This is a genomic window from Agrococcus sp. Ld7, from assembly GCF_045064095.1.
Lineage (GTDB): Bacteria > Actinomycetota > Actinomycetes > Actinomycetales > Microbacteriaceae > Agrococcus.
Window position 1 is genome coordinate 34,728 of sequence record NZ_JBISGY010000032.1, and the last position, 23,495, is coordinate 58,222.

Annotated in this window: 22 protein-coding genes; 13 read left to right on the top strand and 9 right to left on the bottom strand. The window is 71.2% G+C overall.

Features of this window, described 5'->3' with window-relative positions:
* The first annotated feature begins 4 nt into the window (after positions 1-4).
* From ettA to ACJJVL_RS09320, 3 genes are all read left to right on the top strand, one after another.
* Positions 5-1,687: an energy-dependent translational throttle protein EttA gene (ettA, locus tag ACJJVL_RS09310; RefSeq protein WP_405218347.1), complete on the top strand. Its 1,683-nt coding sequence runs from the start codon at positions 5-7 to the stop codon at positions 1,685-1,687.
* A complete protein-coding gene (locus ACJJVL_RS09315) occupies positions 1,687-2,151 on the top strand; it encodes an acyl-CoA thioesterase (protein ID WP_405218349.1) in 465 nt (154 codons plus the stop codon). Before ettA ends, ACJJVL_RS09315 begins: the two co-directional genes overlap by 1 nt.
* A gap of 72 nt (positions 2,152-2,223) precedes the next feature.
* A complete protein-coding gene (locus tag ACJJVL_RS09320; RefSeq protein ID WP_405218351.1) occupies positions 2,224-3,750 on the top strand; it encodes a CoA-acylating methylmalonate-semialdehyde dehydrogenase in 1,527 nt (508 codons plus the stop codon).
* A gap of 28 nt (positions 3,751-3,778) precedes the next feature.
* On the opposite strand, the gene ACJJVL_RS09325 is transcribed toward ACJJVL_RS09320, so the two are convergent.
* Together ACJJVL_RS09325 and ACJJVL_RS09330 are read right to left on the bottom strand one after the other, a co-directional pair.
* Positions 3,779-4,357, bottom strand: coding sequence for a GNAT family N-acetyltransferase (locus ACJJVL_RS09325; protein WP_405218352.1), 579 nt, complete (start codon positions 4,355-4,357; stop codon positions 3,779-3,781).
* Complete coding sequence (locus ACJJVL_RS09330; RefSeq protein ID WP_405218353.1) at positions 4,354-5,241, bottom strand: acyl-CoA thioesterase; 888 nt, start codon at positions 5,239-5,241, stop codon at positions 4,354-4,356. Before ACJJVL_RS09330 ends, ACJJVL_RS09325 begins: the two co-directional genes overlap by 4 nt.
* A 55-nt stretch (positions 5,242-5,296) precedes the next feature.
* On the opposite strand from ACJJVL_RS09330, the gene ACJJVL_RS09335 reads away from it, so the two are divergent.
* Positions 5,297-5,911 carry a hypothetical protein gene (locus tag ACJJVL_RS09335; protein WP_405218354.1) on the top strand — a complete coding sequence of 205 codons (615 nt, stop codon included), beginning with the start codon at positions 5,297-5,299 and terminating at the stop codon, positions 5,909-5,911.
* On the opposite strand, the gene ACJJVL_RS09340 is transcribed toward ACJJVL_RS09335, so the two are convergent.
* Genes ACJJVL_RS09340 through ACJJVL_RS09350 form a run of 3 tightly spaced genes read right to left on the bottom strand, consistent with a single transcriptional unit; the run spans position 5,908 to position 8,133 of the window.
* Positions 5,908-6,357 (bottom strand): NUDIX domain-containing protein, encoded by a 450-nt coding sequence (locus tag ACJJVL_RS09340; protein ID WP_405218355.1) that lies wholly within the window; start codon positions 6,355-6,357, stop codon positions 5,908-5,910. The two genes, ACJJVL_RS09335 and ACJJVL_RS09340, sit on opposite strands and share 4 nt — an antisense overlap.
* Entirely contained in the window at positions 6,354-7,391 is a 1,038-nt protein-coding gene (locus ACJJVL_RS09345; RefSeq protein WP_405218356.1) for an App1 family protein, read from the bottom strand. The genes ACJJVL_RS09340 and ACJJVL_RS09345 overlap by 4 nt, the downstream gene beginning before the upstream one ends.
* Positions 7,392-7,446: 55 nt before the next feature.
* Complete coding sequence (locus tag ACJJVL_RS09350) at positions 7,447-8,133, bottom strand: SOS response-associated peptidase (RefSeq protein WP_405218357.1); 687 nt, start codon at positions 8,131-8,133, stop codon at positions 7,447-7,449.
* A gap of 48 nt (positions 8,134-8,181) precedes the next feature.
* On the opposite strand from ACJJVL_RS09350, the gene ACJJVL_RS09355 reads away from it, so the two are divergent.
* Complete coding sequence (locus ACJJVL_RS09355; protein WP_405218359.1) at positions 8,182-8,814, top strand: TetR family transcriptional regulator; 633 nt, start codon at positions 8,182-8,184, stop codon at positions 8,812-8,814.
* Between the two features lie 15 nt (positions 8,815-8,829).
* Here ACJJVL_RS09355 and ACJJVL_RS09360 read toward each other — a convergent pair whose 3' ends face one another.
* The gene (locus tag ACJJVL_RS09360) at positions 8,830-9,504 is read right to left on the bottom strand and encodes a DedA family protein (protein WP_405218360.1); all 675 of its coding nucleotides are present in this window, start codon (positions 9,502-9,504) and stop codon (positions 8,830-8,832) included.
* Positions 9,501-10,277, bottom strand: a complete 777-nt coding sequence (locus ACJJVL_RS09365; protein WP_405218362.1) for an aminotransferase class IV — start codon at positions 10,275-10,277, stop codon at positions 9,501-9,503. The genes ACJJVL_RS09360 and ACJJVL_RS09365 overlap by 4 nt, the downstream gene beginning before the upstream one ends.
* A 12-nt stretch (positions 10,278-10,289) precedes the next feature.
* On the opposite strand from ACJJVL_RS09365, the gene ACJJVL_RS09370 reads away from it, so the two are divergent.
* Positions 10,290-11,591: an anthranilate synthase component I family protein gene (locus ACJJVL_RS09370; protein WP_405218364.1), complete on the top strand. Its 1,302-nt coding sequence runs from the start codon at positions 10,290-10,292 to the stop codon at positions 11,589-11,591.
* Positions 11,592-11,598: 7 nt separating this feature from the next.
* On the opposite strand, the gene ACJJVL_RS09375 is transcribed toward ACJJVL_RS09370, so the two are convergent.
* On the bottom strand, positions 11,599-12,069 hold the full coding sequence (locus ACJJVL_RS09375; RefSeq protein WP_405218365.1) for an SRPBCC domain-containing protein: 471 nt from the start codon (positions 12,067-12,069) through the stop codon (positions 11,599-11,601).
* Positions 12,070-12,185: 116 nt separating this feature from the next.
* Between ACJJVL_RS09375 and leuS the strand changes: the two genes are divergently transcribed.
* The 4 genes from leuS to holA all read left to right on the top strand — a co-directional run bounded on the left by leuS (position 12,186) and on the right by holA (position 18,855).
* On the top strand, positions 12,186-14,729 hold the full coding sequence (gene leuS / locus ACJJVL_RS09380; protein WP_405218366.1) for a leucine--tRNA ligase: 2,544 nt from the start codon (positions 12,186-12,188) through the stop codon (positions 14,727-14,729).
* A gap of 311 nt (positions 14,730-15,040) precedes the next feature.
* Positions 15,041-15,625 carry a helix-hairpin-helix domain-containing protein gene (locus tag ACJJVL_RS09385; RefSeq protein ID WP_405218368.1) on the top strand — a complete coding sequence of 195 codons (585 nt, stop codon included), beginning with the start codon at positions 15,041-15,043 and terminating at the stop codon, positions 15,623-15,625.
* On the top strand, positions 15,625-17,841 hold the full coding sequence (locus tag ACJJVL_RS09390) for a ComEC/Rec2 family competence protein (protein ID WP_405218370.1): 2,217 nt from the start codon (positions 15,625-15,627) through the stop codon (positions 17,839-17,841). The genes ACJJVL_RS09385 and ACJJVL_RS09390 overlap by 1 nt, the downstream gene beginning before the upstream one ends.
* Positions 17,842-17,850: 9 nt before the next feature.
* A complete protein-coding gene (gene holA / locus ACJJVL_RS09395) occupies positions 17,851-18,855 on the top strand; it encodes a DNA polymerase III subunit delta (RefSeq protein WP_405218371.1) in 1,005 nt (334 codons plus the stop codon).
* Between the two features lie 451 nt (positions 18,856-19,306).
* On the opposite strand, the gene rpsT is transcribed toward holA, so the two are convergent.
* Positions 19,307-19,567 carry a 30S ribosomal protein S20 gene (gene rpsT, locus ACJJVL_RS09400; protein ID WP_405218373.1) on the bottom strand — a complete coding sequence of 87 codons (261 nt, stop codon included), beginning with the start codon at positions 19,565-19,567 and terminating at the stop codon, positions 19,307-19,309.
* A gap of 233 nt (positions 19,568-19,800) precedes the next feature.
* Here rpsT and lepA point away from each other — a divergent pair, with 233 nt between their 5' ends.
* Genes lepA through hemW form a run of 3 tightly spaced genes read left to right on the top strand, consistent with a single transcriptional unit; the run spans position 19,801 to position 23,494 of the window.
* The gene (gene lepA, locus ACJJVL_RS09405; protein WP_405218375.1) at positions 19,801-21,651 is read left to right on the top strand and encodes a translation elongation factor 4; all 1,851 of its coding nucleotides are present in this window, start codon (positions 19,801-19,803) and stop codon (positions 21,649-21,651) included.
* Entirely contained in the window at positions 21,648-22,286 is a 639-nt protein-coding gene (locus ACJJVL_RS09410) for a DUF1990 family protein (RefSeq protein WP_405218376.1), read from the top strand. Before lepA ends, ACJJVL_RS09410 begins: the two co-directional genes overlap by 4 nt.
* A 2-nt stretch (positions 22,287-22,288) precedes the next feature.
* Positions 22,289-23,494 carry a radical SAM family heme chaperone HemW gene (hemW, locus tag ACJJVL_RS09415; RefSeq protein WP_405218378.1) on the top strand — a complete coding sequence of 402 codons (1,206 nt, stop codon included), beginning with the start codon at positions 22,289-22,291 and terminating at the stop codon, positions 23,492-23,494.
* Position 23,495: the final 1 nt, after the last annotated feature.

The window sequence follows — 23,495 nt, forward strand, 5'->3', positions numbered from 1 at the left end:
GGGCATGGCCGAGTACATTTTTTCGATGGTCCGCGCCCGCAAGACGGTGGGCGACAAGGTAATCCTCGACGACGTCACGATCGCGATCATCCCAGGCGCCAAGATCGGCGTGGTGGGACCCAATGGCGCGGGCAAGTCGACGATCCTCAAGATCATCGCCGGGCTCGAGACCACCTCGAACGGCGAGGCGAAGCTGAGCCCCGGCTACTCCGTCGGCATGCTCATGCAGGAGCCGGAGCTCGACGAGTCGAAGACCGTGCTCGAGAACGTGCAGGGGGCCTTCGGCCACCTCACCGCGAAGATCGACCGCTTCAACGAGATCTCCGCCGAGATGGCGAACCCCGACGCCGACTTCGACGCGCTGATGGCTGAGATGGGCACCCTGCAGGAGGAGATCGACGCAGCCGACGCGTGGGATCTCGACTCCCAGCTCGAGCAGGCGATGGACGCCCTGCGCTGCCCGCCTGGCGACTGGCCGGTGACGAACCTCTCCGGTGGTGAGCGGCGCCGCGTGGCGCTGTGCAAGCTGCTGCTCGAGAAGCCGGATCTGCTGCTGCTCGATGAGCCCACGAACCACCTGGACGCCGAGAGCGTGCTCTGGCTCGAGCAGCACCTCGCGAAGTACCCGGGCGCCGTCATGGCCGTCACGCACGACCGGTACTTCCTCGACCACGTCGCCGGCTGGATCTGCGAGGTCGACCGCGGTCGTCTCTACCCCTACGAGGGCAACTACTCCACCTATCTCGAGAAGAAGGCCGAGCGCCTGCAGATCCAGGGCAAGAAAGACGCGAAGCTCGCGAAGCGGCTCTCCGACGAGCTCGACTGGGTGCGCTCGAACTCGAAGGGCCGGCAGGCGAAGTCCAAGGCTCGTCTTGCCCGCTACGAGGAGATGGCGACGGAGGCCGAGCGCACCAGGAAGCTCGACTTCGAGGAGATCCAGATCCCGCCGGGCCCGCGTCTCGGCTCGGTCGTGCTGGAGGCGAAGGAGCTCGAGAAGGGCTTCGACGGCCGCATGCTCATCGACGGGCTGTCCTTCACGCTGCCTCGCAACGGCATCGTGGGTGTGATCGGGCCGAACGGCGTCGGCAAGACGACGCTCTTCAAGACGATCGTGGGCCTCGAGCCGCTCGACGGCGGTGACCTGAAGATCGGTGAGACGGTCAAGCTCAGCTACGTCGACCAGAGCCGCTCCAACATCGATCCGAACAAGAACCTGTGGGAGGTCGTCTCCGAGGGCCTCGACTACATCCAGGTCGGCAACGTCGAGATCCCGTCGCGCGCCTACGTCAGCCAGTTCGGCTTCAAGGGCCCCGACCAGCAGAAGCGCGCCGGCGTGCTCTCGGGCGGTGAGCGCAACCGCCTGAACCTGGCGCTGACGCTCAAGGAGGGCGGCAACCTGCTGCTGCTCGATGAGCCCACCAACGACCTCGACATCGAGACGCTCGGCAGCCTGGAGAACGCGCTGCTCGAGTTCCCTGGATGTGCGGTGGTCATCACGCACGACCGATGGTTCCTGGACCGCATCGCCACGCACATCCTCGCCTACGAGGGCACCGAGGAGGACCCCGCGCAGTGGTACTGGTTCGAGGGCAACTTCGAGTCCTACGAGCAGAACAAGATCGAGCGCCTCGGCCCGGACGCGGCGAAGCCGCACCGCTCCGCGTACCGCAAGCTCACGAGGGACTGATGCGGCTGCCGGTGCCCGTGCTGGTGCGCTGGTCGGATCTGGATGCGTACGGGCACGTGAACAACGCATCGCTGCTGACGCTGCTCGAGGAGGCCCGCATCGTCGCGTTCTGGGCAGGCTCCGAGGGCGCGCCAGCCACGGCGATCATCGACGCGGGCGCCGGCGCGAGCACCGTCACGGTGATCGCGAGGCAGGAGGCGGAGTATCTCGCCGAGATACCCCACCATCGCGAGCCCATCATCGTCGAGACCTGGATCGGACAGCTCGGCGGCGCGTCGATGGACGTCTGCTACGAGGTGCGCTCACCCGATGCCTCGCAGCTCTACGCTCGCGCGCAGACGACCGTGGTGATGCTGGACGCCGCGAGCGGCGAGCCGCGGCGCCTGACCGCTGAGGAGCGTCGCGCGTGGGAGCCCTTCGTCGAAGCGCCCATCGTGTTCCGTCGCGGGGCGAAGCAGACCTAGGCTGCTCGCGCGCAACGCCAGGCTCGATAGGCTGGCAGCGCAACGTAGCACCCGCAGCAAGGAGCACATCCCATGACCGACACCGTCGTCGACACCCCCGCGCAGCCGGCCGAGCCGACTGCCATCCCGCACTGGATCTCCGGCGCCCGGCGCGAGGGGAAGGGCCGCACCGCGCCGGTCTACAACCCCGCCATCGGCCAGGTCGTGTCGGAGGTCGGGCTCGCAAGTGCCGATGAGGTCGGCGAAGCGATCGCGGCCGCGAAGGCGGCGTTCCCGGCATGGCGCGATCTCTCGATCGCGAAGCGCCAGTCGATCATGTTCCGCTTCCGCGAGCTGATCGTGCAGCGCAAGGACGAGCTCGCCACGATCGTCACGCGGGAGCACGGCAAGGTGCACTCCGACGCCCTCGGCGAGATCACGCGCGGCATCGAGGTCGCCGAGCTCGCCACGGCCTTCCCGCTGCTGACGAAGGGCGAGTTCTCGGAGAACGCCTCGACCGGTGTCGACGTCTACTCGCTGCGCCAGCCGCTCGGGGTCGTCGGCATCATCAGCCCCTTCAACTTCCCCGCGATGATCCCGCTGTGGTTCGCACCCGTCGCGCTCGCCGCCGGCAACTGCGTTGTGATCAAGCCGAGCGAGAAGGATCCGTCGGCTGCCGTGTTCATCGCCGAGCTCTTCTCGGAGGCCGGCCTTCCCGACGGCGTGCTCTCCGTCGTGCACGGCGACAAGGAGGCGGTCGACACGCTCCTGACGCACCCGGACGTCGAGGCCATCTCCTTCGTGGGCTCGACCCCCATCGCCGAGTACGTCTACCGGACGGGCTCGGAGCACGGGAAGCGCGTGCAGGCCCTCGGCGGTGCGAAGAACCACATGCTGGTGCTGCCGGATGCCGACCTCGACGTCACGGCCGACGCCGCGGTCAACGCTGGCTTCGGCTCAGCGGGCGAGCGCTGCATGGCGATCTCCGTCGTCGTCGCTGTCGATGTCATCGCCGACGAGCTCGCCGCGAAGATCAAGGAGAAGATGGCGACCATCCGCACGGGTGACGGCACGCGCGACAACGACATGGGACCGCTCATCACGGGTCAGCACCGCGACAAGGTGGTCGGCTACATCCAGACCGCCGCTGACGACGGTGCCGACGTGCTCGTCGACGGCCGCGACCCGGAGGTCGACGGGGACCCGAACGGCTTCTGGGTGAAGCCGACGCTCATCGACAACGTGCCGACCGACTCCGACGCGTACAAGGACGAGATCTTCGGCCCGGTGCTCTCGATCGTGCGCGTCGCCTCCTACGAGGAGGGCCTCGAGCTCATCAACGCGAACCCGTACGGCAACGGCACGGCCATCTTCACCAATGACGGCGGCGCGGCCCGCCGGTTCCAGAACGAGGTGCAGGTGGGCATGGTCGGCATCAACGTGCCCATCCCGGTGCCCGTCGGCTACCACTCGTTCGGTGGCTGGAAGCGCTCGATCTTCGGGCAGGGCAAGGCCTACGGCAAGCACGCGTTCGACTTCTACACGCAGGAGAAGGTCGTGACGAGCCGCTGGCTCGACCCGAGCCACGGCGGCCTCAACCTGGGCTTCCCGCAGAACTGACGCGCGCCGCCGCGGCCGAGCCTGCGTGTCAGCGCTCGGCCCGGCGGATGCCCATGATCAAGGACGTGCCGAAGCTGCCGGTTGCGGGATTCACCTCGTCGTCGACGAAGCGCCCCTCGAGGGCCATGCCGATGCGCTCTGCGACCCGGCGCGAGGCGACGTTCTGCTCGTCCAGCTGCGCCGTCACCCTGTGCGCGCCGATCGCGAAAGCCAGCTCGAGTGCGGCAGCGGCCGCCTCGCCCGCGATGCCCTTGCCCTGCGCCTCCGGTGCGATCATCCAGCCCAGCTCCGCCTGCCGGCTCGCGAGGCTCGTGAGGCGCACCATCAGGTCGCCCACGAGCCGTCCGTCGAGCACGATCCCCAGCTGCGCGGCGTCGCCATCCTGCAGGAACACCGGAGCGCCCCCGGCCGTCCACGCCATCAGCTCCGCTTCCGTCTGGTCGCGCGTGTAGGTCCAGCGACGCTGGCCCGACGCGTTGCGGTAGGAGCGCACCGCATCGATGTCGGCCGGCCGCAGCGCGCGCAGCAGCAAGCGCTCGGTGTGCAGGGGCAGGGCATCGCGCAGGACGCGCATCGCCTCCGCGGGCTCGATGGGCGTGACCGTCACGGCGTGCTCGCGTCGTCCTCTGGCACTCGCACCATGCCCTCCTGGGCCACCGTGGCGACGTGCGTGCCATCGGCGGCGTAGACGTAGCCGTGGCCGAGCCCGCGGCCGCCGCCGGACGAGCTGGTCTCGAGCTCCAGCAGCAGCCATTCGTCGACGCGTGCGGGCCGGTGCCACCACAGCGCGTGATCGAGGCTCGCGGCCTTGAGCCCCGGCGTCGTCCACGCGGCACCGTGCACGCGCACGATGGGCTCGAGCATCGCGTAGTCGGAGAGGTAGGCGAGCGCCGCGCGGTGCAGCGCGTCGTCGTCCGGCAGGCGGTCCTTGGCCCGGATCCAGACGTGCTGCTTCCCGTTGCGCGGCCGCGCCGGGTCGGGCAGGTAGATCGGGCCCTCGACGTGGCGGATGTCGAATGGGCGCGCGATCACGGCCCGCGCGTGCGGATTGGCGGCGTAGGGCGCCAGCAGCTCCTCGGAGCTCGGCAGCTCGTCCGGCCCCGGCAGGCCCTGCGGCATCGCGTGCTGCGAGCTCCTGCCCGGATCCTCGTCCTGGAACGATGAGATCATCGACATGATCGGCACGCCGCTCTGGTAGGCCTGCACGCGACGAGTCGAGAACGAGCGGCCGTCGTGGATGCGCTCCACCGCCAGCGTGATCGGCTGCTCGACGTCGCCGGGGCGCACGAAGTAGCTGTGGACGGAATGGATGCGGCGGTCCGAGGCGACGGTGCGCTGCGCGGCGACCACGGCCTGCGCCATCACCTGGCCGCCGAAGATCCGGCCTCCGGGCATCGGGTGGCTCGCGCCCGTGAAGATGTCCTCGTTCGTGCGCGCGCCGGTGTCCGACAGGGTCAGCGTCTCCAGCAGCATGCGGATGCTCTCGGTCATGCCGGTCCTCTCGACGAAGCTCGTGCCCGGTCGGGCGGCTCTAGTCTAGAAGCGCATGCACGCCATACTCTCGCTCGACGACCGCGCCCGAGCCGACCTCGTCCTGCTGCTCGACCGAGCGGCGGTGTTCGGCGACGGCACCGTGCGGCTGCTGGCCGACGGAGGCGTCGCGCTGCTGACGACGCCCATGACCGCATCCTCCGGCCTGCTCGAGATCGGGCCTACGGTGCTCATCGCTCGTGCGGCTCGCATGCGCGAGCCCGCGCGGTTCGACGGTGTGGTCGCGCTGCCGGCGCTGCGCGACGCGCTGCGCGATGGGGCCGATATCGAGGTGCCGGATGCGCTGGGCCGACCGGCGTGGGCCGCGGTCTCGCCGCCGCGCGGGGGCTGGGCGCACCGGGGCGACGTCGATCCGGCCGTGGTCCGCGAGCTCGCCTCGCAGGCGGCGGCCGACATCGAGGCCGCGCTGCCGGCGTCACCCGGCGAGCCGGTGCGCCGCAGGGCGGAGCGCGCGGCCTGGGGTCGCAGCGTCGATCCGAGCGGACTCACCGCGGGGCAGGCGGCCGCGCTGGTCGCGATGCGCTTCCTCGGCGACGAGCCGGTGCGCGTCACCGAGTCGGGCGGCTGGATGCGGGCTGCCGGTCGCGCTGGCGAGGTCCTTGCTCGCTAGCGCTGCGAGTTCCCGTCGCGCGGCTCCGCGCCACCGAGCAGCCGTCGAAGCCCCGCGGGCACGATCTCCAGTGCGGGGTCGTCGAAGCGCTCGGGCTCGAGCCACCACACCGGGTGGCCCGCGTCCGTCGTGGGTGGAATGACCGCATCCGCCGCCATCGTGGCCGCGAACACGTGCACGAGCTCGTGCAGGTCGCGGCCCGCGAAGGCGATGCGGTGCTCGAGCTCACCCAGGGGAGCGCCGACGGAGATCTCGACACCGAGCTCCTCGCGCAGCTCGCGCACGGCAGCATCCGCCGCCGCCTCTGTCGGTTCGATGCCGCCGCCCGGCGGTCGCACGAGCGTGCGGCCGGTGCCCGGCTCGACGGCGCTCGTCACCAGCAGCGCCCCGTCGGCGCGCCAGAGGAGCGCGATAGCGATGCTGCGCGGGGTCGGGCTTGCGCTCACAGCACCTCGACGCCGGGGATCGCCGCAAGCTCCTTCGCCAGCCCGCCGCCGTTGGGCGACCAGACCCACGGGTGCATCGAGCGCGTCTCGGCGTGCTTGCGACCACCCGCGAGCACAGCCTCCTGCACCGAGAGCTCACGAATCGCGATCGCCCGCACCGACGCGGGATGCGCGCTCGCGAACTCGCCGTAGATCTCCTCATCGTGCTGGCCGTCGTCGCCGACGAGCAGCCAGGTGATGTCGGGGAACTCGCGCGCGAGACGTCGCAGCTCCCTGCGCTTGTGGTCCTTGCCGGAGCGGAAGAAGCGGTCGTGCGTCGGACCCCAATCGGTCAGCAGCATGCTGCCGGCCGGGTACAGGTTGCGGGAGAGGAAGCGGCTGAGGGCCGGGGCGGCATTCCAGGCGCCCGTCGAGAGGTAGACGAAGGGGCTGCCGGGGTGCGCGTTGGCGATCCGCTCGTAGAGCACGGCCATGCCGGGCACGGGCTGGCGCCCGTGCTCGTCGAGCACGAACGCGTTCCACGCCGCGAGCAGCGGGCGGGGGAGCGAGGTGACCATCACGGTGTCGTCGATGTCGCTCACGACGCCGAAGCGCGTCGCGGGGTCGACGATGAACACGCTCGCCACCACCGGCGCCGATCCGGCGACCGACAGGGTGATCTCCTGCCAGCCGGCATCGAGCCGGGCGGGCACGATCGCGTCCACGAGGCCGCCGCGGTCCGCGACCACGACGTGCCGCTCGCCACCGGCGTCGATCGTCACGTCGATGCTGTTGAGCGAGAGCGAGGTGAACGAGCGCCAGCCGCGCACGTTCTCATAGTGCACGCTGCGCTCCGCACCCGGTTCGACGAGCAGCACGCGCGCGAGCACACGCATCCAGCCGTCACCGCCATAGCCCGGGTAGGTGACGATCGCCGGGAGGCGGCCCGCGCGCAGGGCGCTGGCTTCGCGGTGCTCGTGGATCCAGTCCTCCACGCGCGCGGCCGTGTGCCGGATGCGCTCGGGGATCCGAGACAGTGGATCGAGCTCCTCCATGCGTGACCTCCAGAGCCGTGAACGCTCCTCGACCCTACTGGCTCGGCATGGCCGGCTATGCCGGGTTGAGCAGCTCGGCTCCCTGCTCGCGGACGCTGCCGACACGCTTGTCGACGATGTGGGCGGTCAGGCTCGCGACCGCTTCGGCCGCGTCAGCGACCACAGCACCGAGCGCGGCCTCGCCATCCTCGGTGGGATCGAGCCAGGCATCCCGCATCTGCGGCGCGATGACGACCGGCATGCGCTCGTGGATGGAGGCGAGCTCGCCGGCGGAGGCGGTGGTGAGGATCGTGGTCGACAGCAGCCACGAGCCGTCCGGCTGCTTCCACCAGGCGTAGAGGCCCGCGAACGACACCGGTGCGCTGCCATGCACGTAGAACGGCGTCTTTGCATCACCCTGCCGCTGCCACTCGTACCAGCCGTCCGCGGGCACGAGCGCGCGGCGCTCGCGCACCGCATCGCGGAACATCGGCTTCTCAGCCGCCGTCTCGCTGCGAGCGTTGAACGCGCGGACCCCGATCGACACGTCGTCGGCCCACGCGGGCACCAGTCCCCATCGGGCTGCCTCGAGTCGACGGATGGGCGGCCCGTCGTCACGGGGGGTCGGCTCGACGACGATCGGCACCGTGGTGGTGGGCGGGATGTTCCAGTTCGGCTCCGGCAGGGCGTCGCTCGCCTCGTCGATCTCGAACAGGGCGACGAGGTCGCTCACGGGTGTGGCCAACACGTATCGTCCGCACATATGCGAGATGCTCTCACTCTTGCAGGCAAGATGCGACAGAATGAGTGCATGAGCGATCACCGCACGCCGCCACTGTCGCTGTCGGTGCGGCACGAGCCGGTGCAGGCCAGGGCTGCGCACCGCGTGGAGACGCTGCTCGACGCAGCCGCCGCCGTCGTGGTGGAGCACGGCATCGAGCACCTCACGACGGCCCTCGTCGCCGAGCGTGCCGGCGCGTCGATCGGCACCGTCTACCGCTACTTCCCGGATCGCGTCGCCGTGCTGGTCGCGCTCGCCGAGCGCAACCTCGAGCGCCTGCGATTCGCGATCGAGCGCGAGCTGAGCCAGCCGCACGTGACGTGGAGCGAGGCGATGCAGGGGCTGATCGACGCCATGATCGAGACCTTCCGCACCGTGCCGTCGTTCCGGATGCTGCGTGCGGGCGAGGGCCTGGATCTCGGCCCCGCGCACCGTGACGCCGTGGCGCCGCTGTTCGTCGACGACCTGCTGGGCTACCTGCGCGAGCGCTGGGGCGTGGAGGCCAAAGAGGCGCAGCGAGAGCAGCTCGAGCTGGCGATCGGTGGGCTCGACGCGCTCGTCACCTACGCGTTCCTGCACGACCCCGACGGCGACCCGCGCTACCTGGCGATGGGCGTGCGGCTCGCGCGCGAGCAGCTCTCGGGGCTGGTCGCCGACGCCTGAGCCGCGCGGCGTCAGTCACAGCCCGCGCTCGGTTCGCTCGTGCGGCTCGTCTTCGAGGTGGCGTGCCTCGAACCGCGCGATCACCCGCTTCGCCAGCCACACGAGCACGATGAAGCCGGCCACCACGCCCACGAGCACGAAGCCCGCACCGTGCAGGCGGTTCGCCAGCTCGCGATACGTGTCACCCGCCAACCACCCCGCGCTCGCGTAGGCCGTCGCCCAGATGAGGCACGCGGGGATCGTCCAGGCCAGGAACCGTCGATAGCGCATCGCGGACGCGCCGACGATGAGCGGCACGAGCGAGTGCGCGACCGGCAGGAAGCGAGACAGGAAGATCGCCGGACCGCCGCGGCGAGCGAGGTACCGCTCCGTTCGTCGCCATCGCGCCGACGCGCTCGGCCAGCGCCGCTCCAGCCACGCATCGATCTTCGGCCCCAGCCAGTGCCCGATGGCGAAGCCGATCGACTCTCCGGCGAGCGAGCCGACCACGACCGCCCCGATCAGGCCCAGCCACCACGGCCACTCCTCGACGGCGAGCGCTGCGACGATCACGATGGTGTCGCCCGGCACCGCGAGGCCAAGCAGCACGCTCGTCTCCAGCAGCATGGCGACTCCGGCGAGCAGCGTGCGCAGCAGCGGATCGACCGAGCCGATGGCGTCGAGGAAGCTGCCGATGGCGTCGTCGATCACCGCGAGACCACACTCGCGGCATCGCGCTCCCGCTCGAGCCGCTGCTGCCACGCATCGGCGCGCGTCGCCGCAGCCACGTGCGGACCGTGCCGCCATTCGGAGACCGCGCGGATGCCGCGCAGCGCGTTCGCGAGCCAGACCTCGCAGCCGTCCAGGTCGGCGGGAGACGCTGCCTCCTCGCGCACCTCGATGCCATCCGCGCGCGCGATCTCGACCAGCACGGCGGCCGTCACCGAGCCGAGGCGGGGGATGCGCGCATCCGGCATGCAGAGCGCATCGCCCCGCCACCAGAGCACCGCCGACCAGCTGCTCTCGGCGATGCTGCCGTCCACCGTGATGATGGGTTCCACCGCGGCACCCACGCGCGCCGACTCGGCCGATTGCAGCTCGCCGAGGGCCGCGAGATCCGGGCCCTTCTGCAGCGGCTGCGATCTCGGGTCTCGCTGCGCGGTCGTCACGGCAACGGTCCGCGACGGCTCCGGCGCCGGCCGGATGCGCAGCCGGATGCCCGCCGGGGTCAGATCGAGCCGCGGCGACCAGCGGCCCGTGCTCGGCGCCAGTCGTGCCGCGGCCGCGCTCGCGGCCAGCGCGTCGGCGGGATCGCCGCCCGCGTGCTCCACCGCATCGGTGAATCGCCGCTGGTGACGCTCGAAGGCGAGCGTTCGGCCGTCGACGACCAGCCAGGAATCGGCCGCGAGCGTGGCCGTGACCTGCTCGTCGACGGGGGAGAAGGTCGAGTGCATCCAGGCGCGCACGCCGTCGATACCGCTCATAGGATCGACCCTATGCCTGCGACCCATGTGCCGCTCCTGCCGCACCTCGGTGCGCACTGGGCGCGGGACGCCGCCGTCTCGCCCGAGGCCGCCTTCGCGTCGCTGGAAGCCTCGGGTGGCGACGTCGTGTGGCTCGACTCCTCATCGCGGGGCGCCCACATCATCGGCGTCGGGGCGCACGTGCTGATCGTGCGCGACGGCGTCGCCGAGCTCGATGGTGCGCCGATCGCGGGCGATGCCGTTGCCGCGCTCGAGACCGCTCGCTCGGCGCTGCCGGGCGCGTGGGTCGGTTGGTTCGGCTACGAGGCAGGCGTGCGGATGCTCGGGCTCGCGCCGCCCGCGGAGTCGTCCGGCGCGGCGCGGTTCCCCGAGGCGGCGTGGCTGCTGCTCGACCGCTGGGTCGTCGTGGCGGGCGGCGAGGCCCAGCTGCAGTCGCGCGACGGGCAGCCGTGGTCGCTCGAGCCGGCGCCGGTGCGGCTGCCGCCCATGGCCGGCGTCGACCCCGCGGCCCTGCGCTGGCGGGACGACGATGCCGCCTATGCCGAGAAGGTCGCGCGCTGCCGCGCGCACATCCGCGCCGGCGACTCCTACGTGCTGTGCCTGACGACAGCCATCGATGGCCCGCACATCGACCCGATCGCGACGCACGCGCGGCTGCGCTCGGCGAGCCCCGTCCATCACGGTGGGCTGCTGCGCATCGCGGGCGTGACCGTCTCGAGCGCGAGCCCAGAGACCTTCCTGCGCGTCGAGGACGGCGTCGCCACCACCCGCCCGATCAAGGGCACCAGGCGCCGCGGCGCCGACGATGACGCCGCGCTCGCGCGCGAGCTGTTCGAGAGCGAGAAGGAGCGCGCCGAGAACGTCATGATCGTCGACCTGTGCCGCAACGACCTGCAGCGGGTGTGCGCGCCGGGGACGGTCGAGGTGACGAGCCTGCTGGCGGTGGAGACCTATCCGACGGTGCATCAGCTGGTGTCGACCGTTCGGGGCCGGCTGCTGCCGGGGCTCGGGCCGCTCGATGCCGTCCGGGCGCTGTTCCCAGCGGGCTCGATGACCGGCGCGCCCAAACGCCGCACGGTCGAGCTGCTGCAGGCGCTCGAGGGGGCACCGCGAGGCGTCTACTCCGGCTGCTTCGGCCTCGTCGCAGGGGAGACGTGCCACCTGGCGATGGTGATCCGCAGCGTCGTCGCAGACGAGCACGGCACGCACATCGGCGTCGGAGGCGGTGTGACGGCGCTCTCCGACCCGGCGTTCGAGGTCGAGGAGCTGCACGTGAAGGCGGCGGCCCTGCTCGCGGCCCTCGTGCCTCGCTGACGCGGCGTCAGGCCGGCAGCGACTCCGCCAGCTCGACCAGCTCGTCGAGCTCCACCGTCCATCCCGCTGCGAGCGACCGCAGCGCCTCGCGGCGGGTCGCGTCATCGCCCTCGAGCGGGAAGCCCGACTCCACGAGGTGCACCTGCGTGCCCTGCTCGGTGGGGGAGAGCGTGATCTGCACGGCGGATGCGCGACCGGAGAGGATCCCCTCGGCCCACTCGAATGCGAAGCGCTCCTCGGGCACGACCTCGCGGATCCTCGCGGCCAGCACGACCTCGCCGGTCCACGCGAAGCGGCCGGTCGCGCCCTCGACGACGCCATCGGGGAAGGCGGCGATGTCGCCCAGCCACTGGGCCAGCAGATCGGGCTCCACGAGGCAGCGCCAGACGGCGGCGACAGGCGCGTCGATGGCGACGATGCGCGTCACGCGCGACGCGGGAACGTCGACGGTCGCTGGCGGGTTCTCGAACTCCGGCACCGATCACCTCCTCGACATGGCCCTTCGATTGTAGGCACGACTCGTCTGCGGTCGCGCCCGCGTAGACTGGACAGCCGGTTGCAGCCGCCGACGGCTGGCCTCACCCAGGAGCATCAGTGACTGACGAGACATACGACTTCGCCCGCATCGAGCAGCGTTGGCTGCCCGAGTGGGAGGCCCTGCGACCCTTCGCGACGGATGACGAGACGGACACGCGCCCGCGCAAGTACGTGCTCGACATGTTCCCGTACCCGTCGGGGGATCTCCACATGGGCCACGCGGAGTCGTACGCCTACGGCGACGTGCTGGCACGCTACTGGCGCCAGCAGGGGTTCAACGTGCTGCACCCGATCGGCTGGGACTCCTTCGGACTTCCGGCCGAGAACGCGGCGATCAGGCGCGGCGAGGATCCGAAGCAGTGGACCGAGTCGAACATCGAGCAGCACAAGCGCTCGATGCGCAAGTACGCCGCGGCATTCGACTGGGATCGCATCCTGCACACGAGCGATCCGCAGTACTACAAGTGGAACCAGTGGCTGTTCCTCGAGCTCTACAAGGCCGGCCTCGCGTACCGCAAGCCCTCCAACGTCAACTGGTGCCCCCAGGACCAGACGGTGCTCGCCAACGAGCAGGTCGTCGACGGTCGCTGCGAGCGCTGCGGCACCGCTGTGGTCAAGAAGAAGCTCACGCAGTGGTACTTCAAGATCACCGACTACGCCGACCGTCTGCTCGACGACCTGAACCAGCTCGAGGGCCGCTGGCCCGCGAAGGTGCTGCGCATGCAGCGCAACTGGATCGGCCGCTCGGAGGGCGCTGAGGTCGAGTTCGAGATCGAGGGGCACCCGGGCCGCGTGCCCGTCTTCACCACGCGCCCCGACACGCTCTATGGAGCGACGTTCATGGTCGTCGCGCCGGATTCCGACCTGGCCGCTGAGCTGGCTGCCGGTGCCGACCCGGAGGTGCGGATGCGCTTCCAGTCGTACCTCGACGACGTCGGTCGCATGACCGAGATCGACCGCCAGAGCACCGAGCGAGTCAAGACCGGCGTCGACCTGGGCCGCTTCGCGATCCACCCGTTGACGGGCGAGCGGATGCCCGTGTGGGCCGCCGACTACGTGCTGGCGGACTACGGCCACGGCGCCGTGATGGCCGTGCCCGCGCACGATCAGCGCGACCTCGACTTCGCGCGCGCCTTCGACCTGCCGGTCAAGGTGGTCGTCGACACGAACGCGCCCGTCACCGGCGTGATGCCCGCGATCCCGCTCGACGAGGACGGCAACGCCGTGTGGCCCGACGAGGCGCCGTCGCTCGACCCGAAGTCCACGGGCGAGGCGCTCACGGGCGACGGCCGCATGATCAACTCGGGCGAGCTCGACGGACTGTCGAAGACGCACGCCATCGGCCGCATGGTGCAGCTGCTGGAGGCAAAGGGCGTCGGCCGTTCGGCGAAGTCCTACCGCCTGCGCGACTGGCTCGTGAGCCGGCAGCGCTACTGGGGCACGCCCATCCCCATCATCCACACCAATGACGGCCAGGAGGTGCCGGTGCCGCTCGAGCAGCTGCCCGTCACGCTGCCCGACTCGGCCGGCCTCGACCTCACCCCGAAGGGCACGAGCCCGCTCGGCGCGGCCGAGGAGTGGATGGCCGTGGAGTCGCCGATCGACGGCAGCCCCGCGCGCCGCGACCCCGACACGATGGACACGTTCGTCGACTCGTCCTGGTACTACCTGCGCTTCCTGAGCCCGAAGGACGACACGCAGGCGTTCGACCGCGCGCAGGTCGAGCGCTGGGCACCGGTGGACCGCTACGTCGGCGGCGTCGAGCACGCCATCCTGCACCTGCTCTACGCGCGCTTCATCACGAAGGTGCTGTTCGATCTCGGCCACGTGCCGTTCACGGAGCCCTTCGAGTCGCTGCTCAACCAGGGCATGGTCATCCTCGACGGGTCGAAGATGTCGAAGTCGAAGGGCAATCTCGTCACGCTCTCGGAGGAGCTGGAGCGCTTCGGCGTCGATGCCGTGCGCCTGACGATGTCGTTCGCCGGCCCGCCGGAGGACGACATCGACTGGAAGGACGTCAGCCCGACCGGCGCGCAGAAGTTCCTCGCGCGAGCGTGGCGGCTGTCGAAAGAGGCGCTCGCGAAGCCGGGCACCGACCCGAAGCCGGGCGACCGCGCGCTGCGCCGCGAGACCCACAAGTTCCTGGCGGATGCGCCGGGGCTCATCGAGGGCCTGAAGTTCAACGTCGTCGTTGCGCGGCTCATGGAACTCACCAACGTCACGCGCAAGGCCGTCGACGCCGGTCCCGGTGCCGGCGACCCCGCGGTGCGCGAGGCCGTCGAGACGATCGCGCTGGGCCTGTCGCTGTTCTCGCCGTACACGGCGGAGGACATGTGGGCGAACCTCGGTCATCAGCCCTCGGTCGCGAACGCCGGCTGGCGCAAGGCCGACCTGTCGCTCACGAAGGAGGACAGCGTCACGGCCGTCGTGCAGGTCAACGGCAAGGTGCGCGATCGCATCGACGTGGCGGCCGACATCACGGACGCAGAGCTGGAGCAGGCCGCACGCGACCTGCCGGGCGTGCAGCGAGCCATGGGCGACGCCGAGATCCGCAAGGCAATCGTGCGAGCCCCGAAGCTCGTGAACTTCGTCATCGGCTGACCCCGCCCCGCCACCCCCTCTCCCGTAGGTCGAGGAGCGGCCGCCGAAGGCGGCCGCGTCACGAGACCGGGTGCCTCTGCGTAGGTCGAGGAGCGCCCGCTCTCCGTAGGTCGAGGAACCCCTCGCTCTCCGTAGGTCGAGGAGCGTCCGCCGGAGGCGGCCGCGTCACGAGACCGGCCCCACCTCCGTAGGTCGAGGAGCGCCCGCCGAAGGCGGCCGCGTCACGAGACCGGGCGCGACGACCTCACGTCCCTCCACAACCGAGCGCCCGCCGTCCCCGCGCCCCCGCGCATCCGCCCTACCGTGCCGGAATGGCCGGAACGGATGCGCGCTGGCGGCTGGGCGCGGGCGCCGCGGTGCTGCTCGTGCTCGGCGCGGTCGCCGGCGGCGTCGCGCAGCGAATGGTGGTCGATGCGCAGCAGGCGGCCGTCCTTCCATCCCCGGTCGCGACCGCCGCGGGCGACCTCGTCGTGGACGTGCAGGGCGCGGTGGCCGAGCCCGGCGTCTATCGGCTGCCGCACGGCGCCCGCGTGCTGGACGCGCTCGCCAGGGCAGGCGGCACAGCGGAGAACGCGGCCCCCGGCGCACTGAACCTCGCTCGCGCGCTCGTCGACGGCGAGCAGCTCATCGTGCTGACGGTCGACGAGCAGGCTGCGGCCGCCGTTGCTGGGCCAGCGAGCGGCAGTGTGGGCACGGGCCCCGGCGGGCTCGTGTCGCTCAACCGCGCAGACCAGGCGACGCTCGAGACGCTGCCGCGCGTCGGGCCCACGCTCGCGCTCGCCATCATCGCCCACCGCGACGAGCACGGCCCCTTCACCGACATCGCCCAGCTCGACGACGTCTCTGGCATCGGCCCCGCACTGCTGTCGTCGCTGACACCGCTCGTGACGCTCTGATGCGCGACGTGCGGCTTGCGCTCCCCGTGGCGATCGCGTGGGCGATGCTCGCGGCGTTGAGCACGCACGCCGCACTGCTGGGGGTGGCCGCCTTGGTCGCCGCATCCGTCGCGGTCGCATGCCTGATCGCGGCGCACCTGGCCAGGCACAGCGCGCCCACCATCGGCACCGACGTGCTCCGCACCGTGGCGGTCGGCGCTGCACTTGCGTGTCCGCTGCTGCTGGCCGGTGACGCGATGGTCTCCAGCGGATTCGACGAGTGCGATGAGCTGACCCTGCTGCTGCTCGGCCAGACCGCGCCCACCGAGGTGCTGATCACCGGGTGCGACGGCGCCGCGCCGGCTGCGCTCGGCACCATGCGCAGCGCCATGCTGCTGCGGGCGCCGGATGTGCCGCTCACGATCGGCGCGACCGCTGCTGGAGCATGCAGCGCGTGGCTCGATGGCTCGCGCTGGCTGCTGACGTGCACGGATCTGGAGCTCACCGAGCCCGCGGCCTGGCTGGCCTGGGCGGGCCCGCTGCGCGACGGGCTGCTGGCCGCCTCGGCGCAGCTGCCGGGTGCCGGCGGCGAGCTGCTGCCCGGTCTCGCGATCGGTGACGAGCGACGCGTGAGCCCGCAGCTGCGCGCGGCGATGCTCGAGACCGGGCTCTCGCACCTCACCGCCGTCTCGGGTGCCAACTGCGTGGTCGTCGTCGGGGCCGCCTTCCAGTCGGCGGCAGCGCTCGGGGCTCGCCGCACGGTGCGCGTGGCGGTCGCGGCCGGCGCGCTCGGCGCCTTCGTCGTGCTCGTCACACCGGAGCCCTCGGTCGTGCGAGCCGGAGCGATGGCATCGATCGGCTTGCTCGGCATCGTCACCGGTCGTCGCGCAGGTGCCGTGGCAGTGCTCTCCCTCGCCGTGCTGCTCGTGCTGGCGCTGCAGCCGCACCTGGCGACGAGCGCCGGCTTCGCGCTCTCGGTGCTCGCCACCTGCGGCCTCATCGTGCACGGTCCTCCGATCTCCCGCGTACTTGCGCGCTGGTTGCCGACACCGCTTGCGGCCCTCATCGCCGTGCCGCTCGCCGCCCAGCTGTGGTGCCTGCCGGTGCTCGTCGGGCTCGACGCGCGTGTCAGCCTCGTCTCGGTGCTGGCGAACCTGCTGGCGGGCCCCGCGGCACCGGTGGTCACGGTGATCGGACTGTCTGCCTGCCTTGCGGCGCCGCTTGCTCCGGCGGTCGCCGTCGGCCTCGCCTGGGTCGCGTGGATTCCCGCGGCATGGATCGCCGGGGTCGCGATGGTCGCGCAGCAGCTGCCGGGCGCCCAGATCCCCTGGCCCGCCGCGCCATGGGGTGCGGTGGCGGCATCCGTCATGCTCGGCATGATCGCGATCGGTCACGCGAGGGGGCGGTTCGGGCGCTCTATCGCCGCCGCGCTGGTCGTGGGACTGGTCGTCGGCCTCGGCGCCGCCTGGCCGAGCATCCGGTTGGGCGCTCTCGCCGACTGGCGCGTCGCGCAGTGCGATGTCGGCCAGGGGAGTGCCACCGTCGTGCGGCACCAGAGCGCGGTCGTGCTGGTCGACAGCGGGCGGGATCCCGCACCGGTGCGACGCTGCCTGAGCACGCTCGGCGTGCAGCGCGTCGACCTGCTGGTGCTCACGCACTTCGACGCGGACCACGCGGGCGGCGCGTCAGCCCTGGTGGGACGCACCGGGATGCTCGTGCACGGTCCGCTGGACGATCGCGCGGTCCGCGTCGTGCAGGAGCTCGCGACCGGCGGCGCCGCCACGCAGGAGGCTCGACGCGGCGACGCGTGGCAGGTGGGGGAGATGCGGGTGGAGGCGCTCTGGCCCGTCGGTGACCCCGCGCCCGGCAACGATGCCAGTGTGGCCGTCGCGATCGACCTGCCGGACGACGGCCTCGAGCTGCTGGTGCTCGGCGACCTGGGTGCCGAGGCGCAGTCGCAGCTGCTGCGGCGCGGCCTCCCTGCGGCTGCCATCGTGGTGGTGGCGCATCACGGCTCCGCGGATCAGCTGCCGGCGCTGTACCGCCGGGTGGGCGCATCCGTCGGCCTGATCGGCGTCGGCGTGAACGACTACGGCCATCCGACCGAGGCCGCCCTCCGCCTCCTCCGCGACGTGGGCACCGTGTCGCTGCGCACCGACGAGCTCGGCATCATCGCACTCGCGGTCGACGAGCAGGGTGTGCGCGTCTGGTCCGAGCGCGTCGGTGGCGCGCCGTAGGCTGATGGCATGGCAGCGAGCGGCACCAAGATCGCGATTCCGAAGATCACATGGGAGCAGGTGTCGCCGGCGCCGGTCGTGCTGGTGTTCGGCAAGGAGTCGTTCCTCGCAGACCGTGCGCTCCAGCGACTGAAGTCGCTGCTGCTGCTCGAGGATCCAGAGCTCGAGGTCTCGGATGTCGATGCCGGCGCCTACACCGACGGTGCGCTCGAGATGATCGCGAGCCCCTCGCTGTTCGACGAGCCGCGCCTCGTGCGGGTCGAGAACGGCGTGAAGGCAACCGACGCGTTCATCGCCGACGCGCTGCGCTACCTCCAGCAGCCGGTGGACGGCACGACGCTCGTGATCCGCCACGACGGTTCGACGGTGCGCGGCAAGAAGCTGCTGGATGCGATCCGCGCGACGCCCGGGGCGATCGAGGTGCTGTGCCAACCGCTCGGCCGGGGCGACCTCGTGCCCTTCGCGCGCAACGAGCTGCGGCTGCTGGAGCGCGAGGCGACGCCCGGGGCGATCGCCGCGCTCGTCGACGCGTTCCACTCCGACATCGCCGAGCTCGCGAACGCCATCCGACAGGTCGCGCTCGACACGGATGGCCCGGTCACCGAGCAGGTCGTGCGCACGTACTACTCGGGTCGGGTCGAGACGACCGCGTTCGCCGTCGTCGACGAGGTCATCGCCCGCGACACCGCCAAGGCGCTCGTGACGCTGCGCCACGCGATCGCGACCGGGGCCGATCCGGTGCCGATCGTCGCGGCCTTCGCCATGCGCTTCCGGCAGCTCGCCAAGGTCTCGGGCGCGGGAGGCGGCGACGGGCAGGCCGCACGGCAGCTCGGCATGCAGGACTGGCAGGTGCGGAACGCCCGCAAGGACCTGCGCAGCTTCACCGACGCGACGCTCTGCGATGCGATCGAGGCGATCGCGCATGCCGACCACGCGGTGAAGGGCGCCGAGCGCGATCCGCAGCACGCGGTGGAGCGACTCGTGCGGCAGCTCGCCGACCGCAGCGTCGCCTGAGCTGCGCGCCGGCGCGCCCGCGCGCATCCGCCGTCCGGTACGAAGTGGGCGCGCGACGCGGGGCGAGGCGACCGTTCCGTACCGGAACAGGTGCCCGCCCGCGCGCACTGCGGGGAGCGGTACGAAGCGGTCGCGCGACGCGAGGCGACGCGACCGTTCCGTACCGGAACAGGTGCCCGTCCGCGCGCGCTGCGGGGGAGCGGTACGGAACGGTCGCGCGACGCGGGGCGAGGCGACCGTTCCGTACCGGAACGGGTGGCCGCCCGTGACCCCCGCGGAGGTGGCCGCCCGCTCGCAGTGCCGCGGAGCGGTACGAAGTGGTCGCCTCACTCGGGACGAGGTGACCGTTTGGTACCGGTACGGGACCGTCGGCGGGCAGCGAGCGGGCGAGCGCGCCCGCGAACGACGAAGGGGACCCCGAGCGGGGTCCCCTTCGAGCGAGCGCGGCTGCTTAGAGCGCGGCGACCTGCTTCGCGATGGCCGACTTGCGGTTCGCGGCCTGGTTCTTGTGGATGACACCCTTCGACACGGCCTTGTCGAGCTTGCGCGTGGCAACGGTGACCTTCGCCTGCGCGGCGTCCTTGTCGCCGGCGGCGATGGCCTTGTGGGCCTCGCGCACAGCGGTGCGGAGCTCGCTCTTGAGCGCGCGGTTGCGGTCGGTCGCCTTCTGGTTCGTCAGAATGCGCTTGATCTGCGACTTGATGTTCGCCATGGTGTCCTGTTCTTGGTTCGTACGAGTTGATTGGCGGCGGCTTCTGCTCACCAGAGCCCGCCGCGACCCGCTCTCGCGCGACGAGCGCGCAGAAGAAGGGGAAGCCAACGAACGATGGTATCAGCGTGCGAACGCCACCCGCAACGCGGCGCCCGGCATCTGCTGTGGGAGAATGGAGCATTCCGCACCGCGACCACCCCGCGGCCCCCTGAGCTTTTCGATGAGAAGGACCCGTGAGCCCCCGAGCGACCAAGGCACTCGAGCCAGCCGCGACCCACCCCGCGCAGCTCCGCAACTTCTGCATCATCGCGCACATCGACCACGGCAAGTCGACCCTGGCCGACCGGATGCTGCAGCTGACCGGCGTCGTCGACGACCGCTCGATGCGCGCGCAGTACCTCGACCGCATGGACATCGAGCGAGAGCGCGGCATCACCATCAAGTCGCAGGCCGTGCGCATGCCGTGGGAGCTCGAGGGTGAGACCTTCGCGCTCAACATGATCGACACGCCCGGCCACGTCGACTTCACCTACGAGGTGAGCCGCTCGCTCGCCGCGTGCGAGGGCGCGATCCTGCTCGTGGATGCGGCGCAGGGCATCGAGGCGCAGACGCTCGCCAACCTCTACCTGGCGATGGAGAACGACCTCGAGATCATCCCGGTGCTCAACAAGATCGACCTGCCGGCCGCCGACCCGGAGAAGTACGCGGCCGAGATCGCCCGCCTCATCGGCGGCGATCCCGACGACGTGCTGCGCGTGAGCGGCAAGACCGGTGAGGGCGTCTCCGAGCTGCTCGACCGCGTGGTGCGCTCCGTGCCCGCGCCCGTCGGGGATGTCGATGGCCCCGCCCGCGCGATGATCTTCGACTCCGTCTACGACACCTACCGCGGCGTGGTCACGTACGTGCGCGTCATCGACGGCCGCCTCGCGCCGCGCGATCACATCCAGATGATGTCGACCGGCACCAAGCACGAGCTGCTCGAGATCGGCGTCTCGAGCCCCGAGCCCAAGCAGTCGAAGGGACTCGCCGCGGGCGAGGTCGGCTACCTGATCACCGGCGTCAAGGACGTGCGGCAGTCGAAGGTCGGCGACACCGTCACGACCGCGCGCAATGCCGCGACCGAGCCGCTGCAGGGCTACGCCGACCCGAAGCCCATGGTCTTCTCCGGCATCTACCCGATCGACGGCGGCGACTACCCGGTGCTGCGCGAGGCGCTCGACAAGCTGAAGCTCTCGGATGCGGCGCTCGTCTACGAGCCGGAGACATCCGTCGCCCTGGGCTTCGGCTTCCGCTGCGGATTCCTCGGCCTGCTGCACCTCGAGATCATCACGGAGCGACTGCGGCGCGAGTTCGACCTCGACCTCATCGCCACCGCGCCGAGCGTCGTCTACGAGGTGCAGACCGAGGATCGCACCATGCACACGGTGACGAACCCGAGCGAGTTCCCGGACGGGAAGATCAACTCGATTGTCGAGCCGATGGTGCGCGCCACGATCCTGGCGCCCAAGGATTACGTCGGCGCCATCATGGAGCTGTGCCAGTCGCGCCGCGGCACGCTCGGCGGCATGGAGTACCTCTCGGAGGACCGCGTCGAGCTGCGCTACCGGCTGCCGCTGGGCGAGATCGTCTTCGACTTCTTCGACCAGCTGAAGTCGAAGACGCAGGGCTACGCCTCGCTCGACTACGAGGTCGACGGCGAGGAGGAGGGCGACCTGGTGAAGGTCGACATCTTGCTGCAGGGCGAGCAGGTCGACGCGTTCAGCGCCATCGTGCACCGCGACAAGGCCTACGCCTACGGCGTGCTCATGGCGGGCAAGCTGCGCGAGCTCATCCCGCGGCAGCAGTTCGAGGTCCCGATCCAGGCCGCCGTCGGTGCGCGCATCATCGCCCGCGAGACCATCCGCGCGATCCGCAAGGACGTGCTCGCCAAGTGCTACGGCGGCGACATCACCCGCAAGCGCAAGCTGCTGGAGAAGCAGAAGGAGGGCAAGAAGCGCATGAAGATGGTCGGCCGCGTTGAGGTGCCCCAGGAGGCGTTCATCGCCGCGCTCTCGAGCGGTGAGACGAAGAAGGACGCGAAATGACCATCCCCATCCGCGATCGCGCGACCAACTACGGCTCGGTCGGCGTGACGGCACACTTCGACTTCCACCGCTTCCCGCCCAAGGGCTTCGAGGTCGTGCAGCTGCGCAGCCGCATCGGCCACGGCCGCCCGCGCTACGACGCGGCCGTCGCGGCGCTGCGCACCTGGAAGGTCCAGCGGCTCGCCGGCATCGAGGTCGATGTGGTCGGCACCGAGGCGGGCAGCACCTACCGCCCGGTCGGATTCGAGGGCACGGAGGCGACCCGCGCGGCCAGCACCGAGCCCCAGCAGGACTTCGGTCCCGACGGCGAGCCCTTCCTGCAGCCGGGCGACTCGATCGATCAGCGCGTGCGCTTCATGGGGATCCAGATCCATGCGCCCATGCGCGTGATCGCCGTCGAGGAGGAGGCCTCCAGCCACGGTGTCATCCTCGGCTCCCTGGACGGCCACCCGGAGTCCGGCGAGGAGCGCTTCACGATCGAGATCGCGGACGACGAGACCGTCTTCATGCACTTCCGCGCCATTGTGCGGAATGCGAAGTGGTGGGTGAAGCTCGGCGCTCCGGTCGCGAAGGCGATGCGCAGCAAGTACCACGACCGCTACCTGACGGTGCTGCGGTCCATCGACGTCCGCTGACCGTGGGGCGGCTGCCCGAGGGAGAGACGGCACCGGCCGACGGCACGCTGCCTGCGGGCACCGCCGTCGACGCGCCGTTCGGCGCCTACATCCACGTGCCGTTCTGCTCGGTGCGCTGCGGCTACTGCGACTTCAACACCTACACCGCCGATGAGCTGCGCGGCGCGACGAGGGCCGGCTACCCGTCGGATGTCGCCGCCGAGATCGTGCTCGCCCGACGGGTGCTCCGCGAGCTCGGACCGCTGCGCCCGATGCAGACGGTGTTCTTCGGCGGCGGCACACCGACGCTGCTGCCAGCCGGCGATCTGGTGCACATGCTGCAGGGCGTGACGGATGCTTTCGGTCTCGCAGCCGGTGCGGAGGTCACCACCGAGGCGAACCCCGACTCGATCGACGCGGCCGGCCTGCGGCAGCTGCGCGATGGCGGCGTCACCCGCGTCTCCTTCGGCATGCAGTCGGCGAAGCCCCATGTGCTCGCGGCGCTCGATCGCACGCACGACCCTGAGCGCGTGCCGCTCGTGGTCGACTGGGCACGGGAGGCGGGGCTCGAGGTGAGCCTCGACCTCATCTACGGGGCACCGGGGGAGTCGCTCGACGACTGGCAGGCCTCGCTCGACGCCGCGATCGCGATGCAGCCCGACCACGTCTCGGCCTACGCCCTGATCGTCGAGGACGGGACGGCACTGGCGCGCCGCATCCGCCGCGGCGAGCTCACAACGCCCGACGACGACCTGCAGGCGGCGATGTACGAGGCGGCGGATGCAACGCTCAGCGCGGCCGGCTACGCATGGTACGAGGTCTCCAACTGGGCGCGGGATGCCCGCGTCGCGCGGCACAACCTCGCCTACTGGCGCGGCCACGACTGGTGGGGCTTCGGGCCGGGTGCCCACAGCCACGTCGGCGGCGTGCGCTGGTGGAACGTCAAGCATCCCGCGGCGTACCGCGACCGACTGCTCGCGGGCGCGTCCCCGTCGCTCGCGCGTGAGGTGCTGGACGACGAGACCCGCCGCGTCGAGCGCGTGCTGCTGGAGTCGCGGATCGCGGAGGGCCTGCCGATCGACCTGCTCGAACCGGAGGGACGCGTTGCGGTCGCCGGGCTCGTCGCTGAGGGGCTCGCAGACGGCAGAGCCGCCCTCGCCGGCCGGGTGATCCCGACGCTGCGAGGGCGGCTCCTGGCCGACGCGGTGGTGCGTCGGCTGCTGCCGTGAG

Excerpts from the sequence above, each read along its gene's own strand:
- ettA (WP_405218347.1), top strand. The coding sequence starts at position 5 with ATGGCCGAGTACATTTTTTCGATGGTCCGCGCCCGCAAGACGGTGGGC.
- ACJJVL_RS09315 (WP_405218349.1), top strand. The coding sequence starts at position 1,687 with ATGCGGCTGCCGGTGCCCGTGCTGGTGCGCTGGTCGGATCTGGATGCG.
- ACJJVL_RS09320 (WP_405218351.1), top strand. The coding sequence starts at position 2,224 with ATGACCGACACCGTCGTCGACACCCCCGCGCAGCCGGCCGAGCCGACT.
- ACJJVL_RS09330 (WP_405218353.1), bottom strand. The coding sequence starts at position 5,241 with ATGACCGAGAGCATCCGCATGCTGCTGGAGACGCTGACCCTGTCGGAC.
- ACJJVL_RS09335 (WP_405218354.1), top strand. The coding sequence starts at position 5,297 with ATGCACGCCATACTCTCGCTCGACGACCGCGCCCGAGCCGACCTCGTC.
- ACJJVL_RS09345 (WP_405218356.1), bottom strand. The coding sequence starts at position 7,391 with ATGGAGGAGCTCGATCCACTGTCTCGGATCCCCGAGCGCATCCGGCAC.
- ACJJVL_RS09350 (WP_405218357.1), bottom strand. The coding sequence starts at position 8,133 with ATGTGCGGACGATACGTGTTGGCCACACCCGTGAGCGACCTCGTCGCC.
- ACJJVL_RS09355 (WP_405218359.1), top strand. The coding sequence starts at position 8,182 with ATGAGCGATCACCGCACGCCGCCACTGTCGCTGTCGGTGCGGCACGAG.
- ACJJVL_RS09365 (WP_405218362.1), bottom strand. The coding sequence starts at position 10,277 with ATGAGCGGTATCGACGGCGTGCGCGCCTGGATGCACTCGACCTTCTCC.
- ACJJVL_RS09370 (WP_405218364.1), top strand. The coding sequence starts at position 10,290 with ATGCCTGCGACCCATGTGCCGCTCCTGCCGCACCTCGGTGCGCACTGG.
- ACJJVL_RS09385 (WP_405218368.1), top strand. The coding sequence starts at position 15,041 with ATGGCCGGAACGGATGCGCGCTGGCGGCTGGGCGCGGGCGCCGCGGTG.
- ACJJVL_RS09390 (WP_405218370.1), top strand. The coding sequence starts at position 15,625 with ATGCGCGACGTGCGGCTTGCGCTCCCCGTGGCGATCGCGTGGGCGATG.
- holA (WP_405218371.1), top strand. The coding sequence starts at position 17,851 with ATGGCAGCGAGCGGCACCAAGATCGCGATTCCGAAGATCACATGGGAG.
- rpsT (WP_405218373.1), bottom strand. The coding sequence starts at position 19,567 with ATGGCGAACATCAAGTCGCAGATCAAGCGCATTCTGACGAACCAGAAG.
- ACJJVL_RS09410 (WP_405218376.1), top strand. The coding sequence starts at position 21,648 with ATGACCATCCCCATCCGCGATCGCGCGACCAACTACGGCTCGGTCGGC.